This is a genomic window from Streptomyces sp. NPDC005808 (assembly GCF_042871385.1).
In the GTDB taxonomy this organism is placed as follows: domain Bacteria; phylum Actinomycetota; class Actinomycetes; order Streptomycetales; family Streptomycetaceae; genus Streptomyces.
Window position 1 is genome coordinate 103,769 of the sequence record NZ_JBIAIK010000015.1, and the last position, 13,870, is coordinate 117,638.

Here is a 13,870-nt window from a genome sequence, read left to right on the forward strand (position 1 = left end):
TCGATCGGGGGTGTTGAAAACGTGGGTGCACGGATTAGGGTGGGTGTCTCAGTGAATGGACATCCGAAGTCACTCAAGTCATGGGCATCCGAAGTCACCTCAAGTCATGGGCATCCGCAGTCACTGAAGCCATGGATGTCGCAGTCACCTGAAGCCGTGGATGTCCGCAGTCAGCTGAAGTCAATGAACACCTGAACCTGGAGGGCCGGCAGTGAGCACCGAGCTGCGTCGTCTGCGCAACTACATCGATGGTGAGTTCCGGGACGCCGCCGACGGGCGGACCACCGAGATCATCAACCCCGTGACCGGCGCTGCGTACGCGACGGCGCCGCTGTCCGGCCAGGCGGACGTGGACGCCGCGATGGCGGCCGCCGCCGCGGCATTCCCGGCCTGGCGCGACCAGACCCCGGCCGAGCGCCAGCGGGCGCTCCTGAAGATCGCGGACGCTTTCGAGGAGCGGGCCGAGGAGCTCATCGCGGCCGAGGTGGAGAACACCGGCAAGCCGATCGGGCTGACCCGCTCGGAGGAAATCCCGCCGATGGTCGACCAGATCCGCTTCTTCGCGGGCGCCGCCCGGATGCTGGAGGGGCGCAGCGCAGGCGAGTACATGGAGGGCCTGACCTCCATCGTCCGCCGCGAGCCCATCGGGGTCTGCGCGCAGGTCGCGCCGTGGAACTACCCGATGATGATGGCGGTGTGGAAGTTCGCCCCCGCGCTCGCGGCCGGCAACACCGTCGTCCTCAAGCCCTCGGACACGACCCCCGCCTCCACCGTCCTGATCGCCGACATCCTCGGCTCGATCCTGCCCAAGGGGGTCTTCAACGTCGTCACCGGCGACCGCGACACCGGCCGCCTGATGGTCGAGCACCACACCCCGGCGATGGCCTCCATCACGGGTTCCGTGCGTGCGGGCATGTCGGTCGCCGAGTCGGCGTCCAAGGACCTCAAGCGGGTCCACCTGGAGCTGGGCGGCAAGGCTCCGGTCGTCGTATTCGACGACCTCGACAGCGCGGCCATCGCCAAGGCTGTCGAGGACATCTCAGTGGCGGGCTTCTTCAACGCGGGCCAGGACTGTACGGCCGCCACCCGCGTGCTGGTCCAGGAGACCATCCACGACGAGTTCGTGGCCGCGCTCGCCAAGGCCGCCGCCGAGACGAAGACCGGGCAGCCGGACGACGAGGACGTGCTGTACGGCCCGCTGAACAACCCCAACCAGCTCAAGCAGGTCGCCGGCTTTATCGAGCGCCTCCCCGCCCACGCCAAGGTCGAGGCGGGCGGCCACCGGGTCGGCGAGGTCGGCTTCTTCTACGCGCCGACCGTCGTGTCGGGTCTGAAGCAGGACGACGAGATCATCCAGAACGAGGTCTTCGGCCCGGTCATCACCGTCCAGTCCTTCACGGACGAGGCGCAGGCCGTCGAGTGGGCCAACGGCGTCGAGTTCGCCCTCGCCTCCTCGGTGTGGACCAAGGACCACGGGCGGGCGATGCGACTGTCGAAGAACCTCGACTTCGGCTGCGTGTGGATCAACACCCACATCCCGCTGGTCGCCGAGATGCCGCACGGCGGCTTCAAGAAGTCCGGTTACGGCAAGGACCTCTCCGCGTACGGGTTCGAGGACTACACGCGGATCAAGCACGTGATGACGTCGCTGGACGCGTAGTCGTCCGAGGCGCTTGTACGTCGCCCCTCAAGGGCGCTCGCATGACGTCAATGACGTGTACGTCGCCCCTCAAGGCGCTCGCACGACGTCAATGGCGCCGCCCCGGACGGGAGTTGATCGACGCTGTGACCGGCGAAGGCGCCGGCGCCGGGGCCCTGCGCCTCCTCACGGAGCGGATCGAAAATCTCGGAGGCAGCGTGGATGTCGTCGCCGACGACCTCGGAGGCTCCCGGGTGGAGATTCACCTGCCGCTGCGCGGCCGCCACTCACGTAAGGGCAGTCCCGTTCCAGCGGCGGCCCGGCGCGTTTCGCGTCGGGCCGCACTCGGTCGGCTGCCGGCTGCCGGCAGTGTGGGCGTCTGTCCTGCTGCCGGGGATTGGTGTCAGCCGATGGCCTGTCGGGCCTGCCACGCACTGGACGCGCCCATGATCGGGACACCGCTGCCGGAGAGGGCCGTCCTGCTGCCGGGATGGATGCGTACGGAGCCGTCGGCGTAGAGGGCCCATATGTCGGGGATGAGGTCGCCGTTGATGTCGGGGGTGCCCAGGATCTGGGGGATGGCGGTGCTGGACCAGCCGGCAGACGCGTACTCGGAGTCGATCCCCCCTTGTGAATTGCCCGCCAAGGCGAGCGAGTTGAGATCCACTCCGCCGGCCGCCCGCTTGATACCGGTACGGAGCAGGAGCCGCCCCGTGGTGTCGGAGCGGTAGACCAGGTCGGTGACGCCGTCGCCGGAGATGTCCTGGACGAGGACGATCTCCCTCGCGGCCCAGGACGCGGCGGAGAGCAGCGTGGCCTGCTCGATGGTCGCGCCGCTGTAGCCGGTCAGGGCCCAGAGTGCGTCGCCGACGGTGACGAAGAAGTCGGTTCTGCCGTCTCCGGTGGCGTCGCCCGCGGAGACGATCTGGGTGAAGGTGCCGGGGTCGGGGGCTCCTGGCGGGAGGAGGATCTCGCGGCGTTGGTCGATGTTCACGGCTCCGTAGCCGTCGCCGGGGTAGACCCACAGCTTGCCCTCGACGCGCACGACGAGGTCCTGGAGTCCGTCGCCTCCGTAGATGTCCCCGTTGTGGGTGATCAGCGCATTGTCGAAGTGACCGGACGGCGCGGCGACATGGACGGGAAGGTTGTCGCCGTTGGGGTCCTTGTCCGGGTTGCCGCGGTAGGCGCCGAACATGGCGTAGTCCAGGTCTCCGGTGCCTTTGCTGAGGTCGGGGGTCGCCTGCGAGGGGTAGAGCAAGAGGCGGCCGTCCTGGGAGACGGTGAAGAGATCAGGCAGTTTGTCGCCGGTGAAGTCGCCCGGGGAATCGGCTTGACTGCTGGGCGTCGCGTAGAAGAGGTATTTGGTCGGTTCGGAGACGTTGCCGGCCCCGTCGACGGTCCGTACGAACAACACGTTGGGTCCGGCGGTCGGGGGTTTGGCGTTCGAGATCTTCGCACTGACCAGCGTCGAGGTACCGGCGGCGCGGGACAGGGAGGAGGGGTAGGTCGGGGAGTTGAAGCCGTACTCGTAGCGCACCACGTCGGTATTGAGCGCGCGGAAGGTGAAGGAGCCCGCGGTGCCGAACTTGGTGGTGCTCCAGATGGTGTCCTCGGGCTCGGTGCTGAATCCGTTCTGGTTCGTGTCGGCGTTGGGGAAGTCGGTGGAGGTCACTATGGGAGGCCTCGGCGCGGCGGTGTCCAGGACGAACCGGCAGGGGGTGTTCTTCGGGGAATAGGCAGAGCTGGAACCGGCGTCGTCGAAAGATCTCACCCGCCAGGAGTACACCGTGTTGTTCGTCAACTTGGAGGTGGAGAATCCGGCGGTGGTGACGCGGGCGGTGTCGGTGTCCCCGCCCACGGACTTCTTGCCGGTGGTCTTCAGCAGGTCACCCGTGGTGTTCCATTTCCCGAGCGCCCACAGATCGAAGTCCAGGTAGTTGAGGTTGCGGTCCTTGTCGGTCGCCGAAGCGGTGAAGGTGATCTCGTCGGCTGCTACGCGGACGTACGGCTCGGTGGTGGTGCACCGGGCGTCAGGACCGAGATCAAGGGAAGTGGGCGCGTCCGGACGGCGGTTGTAGATGATCTCGAGATAGGGCGCGTTGTCGCCGTTCGCGGCGAACTTCTTCCAGGAGTACTGGGAGTCCTCGTTCACCGCGCGCATGCCGAAGGTGATGCTGTCCGCGCCCTTGTCGGCCGCTTTCTGGGCGGATTTCTTGACGTCGAAGGTCTCGTACGCGTCCCGACAGCCGGAGTTGTAGCCGTGGGCGAAACTCCGTGTGGTGATCTTGTTGGCGTCGTTGAGTTTGGGGGCGTTCTTCCAGTTGGTCTTCGAGTTGATCTCACCGGTGAGGTGCACGCTCATGGCCCGGTCGGTGCATGACCAGGAGTACGTCTCCAGAAGGCGCAGGGTGGCCTTGGTGATGACCGCGCCCTTGAGGGAACTGTCGAAATCGATGTTGAGGAACGACCGGGAGGTACCCCAGGTGTCGGACTCGAAGCCGACCCGTGCCTCGTGCGTGCCGCCCTTGTTGAACCCCTTGCCGTTGTAGAAGGTGGCGCTCGGGTACCGGTTGTAGACCGTGGTCCAGTTCTGCACGTGCTTCTTGACCGAAGGGTCGATGAAGACAGGGAAGACCGTGGACGGGTCGGACAGCAGCTCCGCGTCCGGCGTGATGAGCCATTTTCCGCCGGCGAGAGCCGCCTCGACCAACGCACCGTGAGAGTCGGGGGACGGTCCGTCGAGGCCTGGCAGGGACAGGGTGGCGGCCGACCCGGTCTGAGAGGGCGCGGGGGTCGGTTCGGCAGGGACGGGAGGCGCTGGTGAGTCCGAGACGGGCGGAACCGATTCGTCGCTCGCGGACGGCAGTTCTTCGGGGTACGGGTCGGTCTGCTCGTCGGTCTCCGGATCGGCTTCCGGACCGGTACTTTCCGGGGCGGACGGGGTCTCTTCGGGTGTCGCCGTGTCGGAGGGCAGGACTTCGGGTGCGGTGGGCTGCGCGGTGGTGCCGACCCCGCCGTCGGTCACGGCCGGGTTTCCGGCGTTGTCCCACATCACCGGGGAGGGGGACAGGGCGACCTCGTCGCCGTTGCTGTCCTCGGCGCTGACGATGTTGGACACCGGGCTGAGCCGGAAGGTGAGGGTGGGCGAGGACAGGCCGTAGGCGAGCTCGACGACGCGGGGATCCGCGGCGGCGGCGCGGGTCTTGACCACGAGGAGCTGGGAGAACCCGTCGTCGTCCGCGGTGAGTACCAGGTCCGCGCCGGGCAGGATCTCCGGATACAGCGCCCGGTTGGTGTCGATGATCGGCTGGGGGATGGGGCCGGGCCAGGTGAGCTGGATGTCGTGCCCGTCAGCGTGCAGGGTGACGAGTGGACTCTCGGCATCGGCATCGGCATCGGCATCGGCACCGGCATCGGCATCGGCATCGGCACCGGCACCGGCATCAGCCGCGGCCGCGGCATCGGCTGAGTCCGAGGCCGTGGTCCCGAGGAGTGCGACCCGGCGTACCGTCCCGCGTGACGCGCGCTCCTCGCCGTCTCCCTCGCCCCCGGACCCGGCGGAGAACACCATCCCGGTGTTGGTGGCCGCGGGTTCCCAGCCTCGGCTCGTGCGGTGCAGCGACCGGTCGATCGGTTTCCACACCCCGTCGACCTTGGCGCGGATGGGGGAGACGTAGATCCGGCGGGCCATCTGGCCGTCAGGGCGCGCCCATGTGGTGGTGTCAGGCGTGCGCAGCGAGGTGACCTCGACCGCCTCGCCCGATTTCGCGGCCTGGGTGATCGCGTCGCTCTCGCTCACCGCCCGGGCGGCCGACGGCGCGGGTGACGTGGCCCCCGGCCCGGGATCGGCGAACCGTATTCCCGCGTAGGTCAGCCCGGTTGCCGCGATCGCGGCAGCACAGGCCAGAGCAATGGTGCGCTGGCCCGGCAAGCGGGTTCGGCGTTGTGACATGAGTGAGGCCCCTCCCCCCTCGGCCCCGGCGTACGGCGGGTCGCCGACCGGGGATATGGAGCCCCCCGCGCGGGCCTGAGCACACGAGATGAGCGAGCAGATCATGACCCATGAGTGAGTGGCCGTCACCCTGCGGAAACGGAGGGGGCCTTCCGTACACGCCGACGCGGCCCGTCCGTGACGCTCCCTCAGATGCGGCGTATCCCTCCCTTGGACGGGAGGAAGCGCTCGTATCCCTCCAAAGAGCGGGAGGAATTGATCATGAAAGCGACCAGCTGGGGGCTAGATCCGATTGTTCGATGATCTGGCGCGATGTGCTCATGCGGACACCTATCGACCGCTTCCCTGAGTCTGGTCTGTAATTGATTCATTACGTGCAGTGACTATGATCACTTGATCATTATTTCTCTGGTCTTTCGTCACAACTCCCCCACAGAATCAGCGCGTTCTTGCACGACGTCCCGTGCGGCCCACCCCGGTGCCGCGCTCACTGGTCCGGGGGGATCCTGGCGTGTCTCGCCTCTCTGAAACTCGCCGTCGTTGGCGCCGTGTTCGCCACACCGTGGTGCCCACCCTCGGTCTCGCCCTGCTGGTGGGGCTGCTGCCCACGCAGGCGTTGGCGATGCCGCCCGACCCGAACAAGGTCGGGCGTGAGGAGCTTGTCCTGGAGCAACTCGCTCAGGACAAGCCCGTTCCAGGTAAGGCCGCGAGTGAGAATCTCGACAGTCTGAGGGCCGCCGATGTGCCCAAGGACCTCGGCGCGGCGCCTGCGGGCACGACCACTGTCCCGCTCAAGGACTCCGGGAAGATCGACTTCGGTTCCGTCCCGGCGTCGGCGTCCGCGCGCACCAGCAGTGCGACCTCGGCCGCCGCCACTCCGGTCGAGGACCTGCCGGTCAGCCTCGGGCAGGCGACCGGCCAGGCGGCACCGACCGGTATCTGGCAGGTCACGGTTGCCGGCCGGCCGGAGACGGTGGCGCAAGGTGTGGACGGCGCGGTGGTGACGCTGCAGGCGCCGGCCGCCGGAGCGGTGCCGGTGTCGGTGCGGTTCGACTACAAGAAGTTCAAGAACCTCTACGGCGCGGACTGGGCTTCGCGCCTGCGCTTCGTGCAGTTCCCTCCGTGCTATCTGACGACGCCCGACGTGGAGGACTGCCAGGCGTACGAGGAACTGGAGACGGTCAACGACACCGGCACCGGCACGGTGACAGCGACGGTGGACCCGGCCGCCGGCGGCACCGCCGCACCGACCTCCGCGTCAGCGGCCGGGAGCGGCAAGGACCCAGGCGTCGTACAGGCCGGGTACAGCGACCAGGTGGCGGCAGCGGCAGAAAGTGGCACCGCTGTTCTCGGCGTCACCGACTCCGGTGCGGGCGAGGGTGGTTCGTTCAAGGCGAGCCCGCTGGCCGCCAGCGGAAAGTGGGCGGCCGGCGGTTCGTCCGGCTCCTTCTCCTGGTCGTATCCGCTGACCGTTCCGCCGACGCCGGCCGGTCCCTCCCCGAACATCTCCTTCGAGTACGACTCGCAGGAGGTGGACGGCAGGACCGCGGTCTCCTCGGGACAGTCGTCGTGGATCGGCGAGGGATGGAACTACGAGCCCGGGCACATCGAGCGGCGCTACCGCTCCTGCAAGGACGACACCAAGACGGGCACGCCCAACAACACCGCTACCAAGAACAAGACGTCCGACCTGTGCTGGGTGTCGTACAACGCGGTGATGTCGCTGAACGGCCGGACCACCGAACTGGTCCGGGAAGGCGCCACGAATGTCTACCACCCGCAGAACGACGACGGCACCCGCGTCGAGCTCAGGGACAACGCCACCAACGACGACAACAACGGCGAGTACTGGGTGGTCACGACCCCCGACGGCACGACGTACTACTACGGTCTGAACGCCGTCGGTGGCGGTCACGCGAACACCGGCTCGGTCTCCACCGTCCCCGTCTACGGCAATCACCCCGAGGAACCCTGCCACGCCGCCGCCTTCGCCGACTCCCGCTGCGGAGCGGGCAAGCAGCAGGCCTGGCAGTGGGGCATGGACAAGGTCGTCGACGTCCACGGCAACGCGATGGTCGTCAACTGGAAGCAGGAGTCCAACTACTACTCGGTCAACAAGAAGTTCACGTCACCGGAGAACTACGACCGGGCCGCGTACCCCGTCTCGATCGAGTACGGGATGCGTACCGCCGACCTCACCAAGCCGTCGGCCACCGTCACGTTCGATGTCAAGCAGCGCTGCCTCCAGTCGGCGACAGCCTGCGATCCGGCGAACTTCGCCAAGACCGACGACCCGGGCGCCTACCGCGTCTGGTGGGACACCCCGGGCAACCTCAACTGCAAGTCCACCTCCAAACTGTGCCCCGCCTTCCCGTCGTTCTGGACCCAGTTGCGCCTGGACTCGGTGACGACGAAAGCCGCCCGCCCGGGCCAGACCGAACTGGGCAAGGTGGACACGTACACACTCCACCAGTCCTTCCCCGCCGACTGGTACGACACTTCGCCCGGCCTGTGGCTCAACTCCCTCACCCGCACCGGCTTCGCCCCCGGTGACACCAAGGGGACCGTCCAGTCCGCGGACGGCGTCAGCTTCGCCCAGTACACGGTGGGCACCGACTCTCCGCTCAAGTCGCGGCTGAAGGACCGTCAGCTGCCCAACCTCGTCCCCTCCGGTGACACTGACAAGCGCCCCGGCTTCACCCGCCCGCGCATCGGCGTCGTCTCCACCGAGAACGGCGGCGACATCGAGGTGGAGTACACCGGCGGCTGCTCCGTCGAACCCGCCACCGACAAGGGGAAGGCCAACGGCACCTGCTATCCCGTCCGGTGGTCCCCGGACGGAGAGGAGAAGACGCCGGCCAAGGCCTGGTTCAACAAGTACGTCGTCGCCAAGGTCACCGAGACCGACAAGGTCACCACGCACACCAGGCCGGTCGTGACCTCGTACACGTACACCTCACCGGCCTGGGACAAGACCGACGACGAGTTCACCCGCCCATCGCTGCGCACGTACAGCGTCTGGCGCGGCTACCGGCAGGTCGCCACGACCAAGGGCGGCTCCACCGCCAACGATCTCGACCTGGATCCGGCGTCCTACTCCGTCACCCGGTACTTCCAGGGCACGGGGGGTGCCGTAAAGGACTCCAAGGGCGCGGTGGAACTGGTCGCCGACGACGCGTTGCAGTTCGCCGGGATGTCCGCGGAGACCCTCACCTACGACCAGGCGGGCGCGGGACGCCGTCTGCTCAAGCGCGCCCTGACCTTTCCCAAGTCCAAGCAGACCGCGTCCCGCGCCCGCGAGGCCGAGGACGGCACCGTCCTCGACCCGCTGCTCGCCCAGCGCACCTGGGTGGCGCGCTCCGACGCCGTCCAGACGGTCGGCAACAGCTGGCAGACCGTCCGGACCGAGACCACTGTGGAAGGCACCTACGGACTGCCCACCCAGGTGGAGATGTCGGTCGTCAAGCCCGACGGCACCGGCGAAACCCTGAGCAACCAGGTCTGCGTGCAGACGTCGTACGTCCACAACGCCGCCAGCTGGATCATCGGCAAGACCAAGGAAGCGCGCTCCACGGCGACACCGTGTTCCGCGTTCGCCACGGCGGACCCGGCCACCCAGCTGCTGAGCTCGGTACGTACCTCGTACGACAACCAGGCCTGGGGCGAGGCGCCGACCAAGGGTCTGGAGACCTCGGTCGCGGACATCAACGGCGAGGGCACCGCCCACTCCGTCGTGACCACCAGCACCTACGACACCCTGGGCCGGATCAGGAAGGTCACCGCGCCCCTGACCGGGACGACCGAGACCGTCTACACCCCCGCCGACGGCGGCCCTGTCACCGCTGTCAAGAACATCAACTCCAAAGGGCACGCCTCCACCACGACGTACGATCCCGGCCGTGCCCTGGCGTTGACCGCCACGGACGCCAACGGCCGCGTCACACGCAACGAGTACGACGCGCTCGGCAGGCTGGTCAAGGGCTGGTCCCCCTCCCGCTCGTCGGGCGGGAAGTCCCCGGACACCGAGGTCGTCTACCAGACGGCCGTCGCGACCCCCGCGGAGACCAAGCCGGCCGCGGTCACGGTCAAGGCCCTCAAGGACGACGGCGGGTACGCCAGCCAGGTCACCATCTACGACGGCCTGATGCGTGAGGTGCAGACCCAGAGCGAGGCGCTCGGCGCGGGCCGGATCGTCACCGACACCAAATACAACGACCACGGCCTGGTCCGGGAGCAGACCAGCGGCTACCTGGCCAAGGGCAACCCGGAAACCAAGCTGTTCGCCCGCATATCGGAGACGCTGGTCCCGAGCAAGACCAGGACCCAGTACGACGGCCAGGAACGCGTGGTCCGCGCGTCGCTCTACTACGGCAGCGTCTACCAGAACGCCACCGTCAGCACTTACGACGACACCACCGTCACCATCGATCCCGCCGGCTCGACCACTCCGCCCACCAAGAGCTTCACCGACGCGCTCGGCCGGGTCACCTCGATCACGCACTACACCACCGCCACTGCCACCGCCGGCACCGGGGCGGGGCGGACGACCATGTACACCTACGACGCGCGGGGCAACCGCACCAAGGTCACCGACCCGGCCGGCAACGTCTGGTCCTACGTGTACGACGTCCGTGGCCGCCTGAAGAAGTCCACCGACCCGGACACCGGTGACTCCCTCTTCGAATACGACGACGCCGACCGCAAGATCAAGAGCACCGACTCGCTCACCAAGAGCACCTTCACCGAGTACGACGAGCTGGACCGTCCCGTCGCCGTCCGCGAGGGATCGGCCACCGCGGAGCCGACCAAGAAATTCACCTACGACATGGCCGGCGCGCTCGGCCTGCCCGTCGCCTCGACCAGCCACGACGCGTCCGGTGACTACATCGACCGCGTCACCGGCTACGACACCGACTACCAGGTCACCGGCCGTGAAACGGTGGTGCCCGCCAACGCGATGACCGCCGGCCTGTCCGGCACCTACGCGTACGCGTACACCTACACCCCGACCGGAAAGCCCGAGTCCGTCACGCTCCCGGCCAAGGGCGGCCTGGCGGGCGAGAAGGTCATCACCCGCTACAACGCCGACGGCCTGCCGGAGTCCACCTCGGGGGCCAACTGGTACACCTCCGACGTCACTTACTCCCCGTTCGGCGAAGCACTGCGCTCCGTCAGCGGATCGCAGCCCTCGCGGGTGTGGACGACCAACTTCGTCGACCAGCACTCCGGAAGCCTCCAGCGCACACTCACCAACCTCGAATCGGTCGGCAGCACTCCGATCTCCGACAGCTACTACTCGTACGACACCTCGGGCACCGTCACCTCCAACGCCAGCAAGATCACCGACGCCACCGGAACCACCTGGGACAACCAGTGCTACACGTACGACGCACTGGGTGAACTGGTCCACGCCTGGACCTCTAACATCGCCCCCAACAACTCCGGAACGGGCTGCCGTTCGTCCGGCGGCACCAACTGGGGACCCAGATCCGACGGCGCGCCCAGCAGCGGCCCGGTCGCCGACGCCGCCTCGACGGCCGACGCCGTCACCAGCCCCAGCGCCGCGCTGACCGCCTCACTGGCCGCGGCCGCCCCCGCCGCGGGCACGGTCTCCTCGACCTCCACCAGTGCCACCGCCTACCGCCAGTCCTTCACCTTCGACTGGCTCGGCAACCGCGCCACCCTCACCGAACACAACACCGCGGACGCCACCAAGAACGTCACCCTCAAGTACGGCTACGGCCGCCAGGTGGCCGGTACGGGCGTGGTCCAGCCGCACACCCTCTCAACGATCACCTCCACGACCGCGGGACAGAGCAGCACCTACACCAACAACGCCGTCGGCAACACGACGGACCGCGATCTCCCCGGCACCACCCAGGACCTGGACTGGAGCACGGAGAACAAGCTCCGCACGGTCACCGTCAACGGCGTCAAGACGACGTACATCTACGACGCCGCCGGCAACCGCATCCTGGAGAACTCGCCCACCGGCTCCACCCTGTACCTGGGCGAGACCGAGCTGACCACCGACTCCACCGGCAAGATCACCCGTTCCTCCCGCGCGTACGCCCAGGGCGGCGCCCCCGCCGTTGTCCGCACCACCGTCAACGGCGCGACCACGGGCCACAAACTCAACGTCCTCATCACCGACCAGCTCGGCACCGCCAACACCACGGTCGAACTCACCGGCACCCAGCCGGTCACCCGACGCGCCTTCAAGCCGTACGGAGAGGCCCGCGGCCCCAAGCCCACCACCTGGCCGAACAACCGCAGTTATCTGGGCGTCGGCATCGACGACGCGGCAACCGGCCTCACCCACATCGGCGCCCGCGAATACGACCAGGCAGCAGGCCGTTTCCTCTCGGCCGACCCGGTCATCGACATCGCCGATCCGCTCCAGATGAACGGCTACGCCTACAGCAACAACAGCCCGATCAGCAAGAGCGACCCCACTGGGCTGATGTACATGGCCGAGCGGGGAGGTGGAGGCGGAGGCAGCGGAGGGGACGTCAACAACGAGGGGGCCGGCACACCGCCGTCGACAGCCTCGGGCACCCCGACCACGGTCACGTACACGGTCACCAAGACCGTCACGGTGACGAAGCCCGCCCCCTGCGACTGGAAGTGCAAGGCCAAGGGCTGGCTGTCGAAGCACGTCACGGTTGTCACCATCGTCACCGAGATCGTCGTCGGTGTGGCATGCGGAGCTGTCGCGGTCGGCGCCGGCGCGGCCACGGCGGGAGCGGGCGCGGTAGCGGTCGGAGCGGCATGCGGAGCCATCGCGGGAGCAGCCGCCGGAGCCGTCGGCAACGCCCTTGACCCCAAAGCCGATCACAGCATCGGCGGATACGCATCCGCCGCCGGCACCGGCGCCGCCGTCGGAGGCGTCAGCTCGGTCATCGGCGGTGCGATTGGCAAGGCCGCGGTCAAGGGCGTCAAAGCGGTCGGCTCGAAACTCCTAGGAAAAACAGGCGGGACCAAGGCAGCTGCCACCAAGACAGGCGTCCCCCAGTGCTTCCTCGCCGGCACCCCGGTCCTCCTCGCCGATGGCTCCTCGAAGAACATCGAGGACATCGAGGTCGGCGACAAGGTCCTCGCCACCAACCCGGCAACGGGTGAGACAAGCGCTCAGCCCGTCACCGAACTCCTCCCGTCCGAAGGCGAAAAGGAGCTCAACGAGCTCACCATCGCCACGGACGACGGAAAAAAGAAGATCACGGCCACGGCCGAGCACCCCTTCTGGGTCCCCAAGGAAAACGCCTGGGTCAACGCCGCCGACCTCACCCCAGGCACAATCCTCAGCACCCCCGACGGCACCACCGCCAAGATCACCAACAACCGCCCCTACACGGACCACGTCCGCACCTACAATTTCACCGTCGCCAAACTCCACACGTATTATGTCCTCGCTGGGACCACGCCGATCTTGGTCCACAATACGTGTGGGCCGGTTTTCCGCGGCACAACAAGGGGATATAAAGGAAGCCCTGGAGTTCAGAGTGCCGGTGTGACACCAACCTCCTCTGATCCGGGAGTGGCCACGATCTTTGCGACTCACTCCGAGCAGTTTGGTGATGGTGCCATAGTGCAGATAGCTATGCCGGGGGATATCGCCGGTGTCGAAGCGCTGCCTGGATATATTGCCAGGGAAGCTGAGGTTCAACTGGGTATTTCGCCGACAGAGTTTTCTGCTCGCGCAAGCATGGACATACCTGCATCTGCCGCCAGGTCTATTCTTGATGGAATGGGCATAGGGATTCCGAGAAGTATTGGAATTGAAGATCTTAATCCGACTCTCGAATTCACCCCAAAACTAACGCCAGGTCAGATTGGCCAGTTCGTGCGGGAGGCAGGGCAGTATGGTGGCTAGTGGATCGCTTCAGATCGAACAGATCGTTGCGTCTTCGGCCGAGCGCATCGTCTGTATCGTTCGTTGCATGAGGGGCTCGGTACGTTCGGGTGATGCTGTGAGCGTCAATGATGGCCAGCAAATGGGAATCGGGGACGGAGCTATTTCGGCATATGTCGGAGAGATGTGGTTTCCTGGTCGAAGGATTGACCTTCTCGATCCCCCTCATGTTGCCAAGATAGAAATTCTTGGGCGTGGCTGCACGATGCTCCATGATTGCTCGCGAATTTACACCAATTCTGTAAATGGTGAAGATTTCGGCGATTCTTAGAGTGTCCCAGAAGCTTGCCTCGACTAATTCTGCAGAGTTATGAGCGGCCCCGCCGAAACCTACTTCCGGCGAGGCCGCCGGGGTGCCTGACGGCAG

The 13,870-nt window shown here is 67.0% G+C and carries 3 protein-coding genes; 2 read left to right on the forward strand and 1 reads right to left on the reverse strand.

Features of this window, described 5'->3' with window-relative positions; translation table 11 throughout:
- Positions 1-211 precede the first annotated feature (211 nt).
- The gene (locus ACFYPC_RS28915) at positions 212-1,660 is read left to right on the forward strand and encodes a gamma-aminobutyraldehyde dehydrogenase (protein ID WP_388682006.1); all 1,449 of its coding nucleotides are present in this window, start codon (positions 212-214) and stop codon (positions 1,658-1,660) included.
- Between the two features lie 382 nt (positions 1,661-2,042).
- Here the strand turns inward: ACFYPC_RS28915 and ACFYPC_RS28920 are convergent, their stop codons facing one another.
- Positions 2,043-5,591 (reverse strand): DNRLRE domain-containing protein, encoded by a 3,549-nt coding sequence (locus ACFYPC_RS28920; RefSeq protein ID WP_388682009.1) that lies wholly within the window; start codon positions 5,589-5,591, stop codon positions 2,043-2,045.
- A 565-nt stretch (positions 5,592-6,156) separates the two neighbouring features.
- Here ACFYPC_RS28920 and ACFYPC_RS28925 point away from each other — a divergent pair.
- Positions 6,157-13,464 (forward strand): polymorphic toxin-type HINT domain-containing protein, encoded by a 7,308-nt coding sequence (locus ACFYPC_RS28925; RefSeq protein WP_388682012.1) that lies wholly within the window; start codon positions 6,157-6,159, stop codon positions 13,462-13,464.
- Positions 13,465-13,870: the final 406 nt, after the last annotated feature.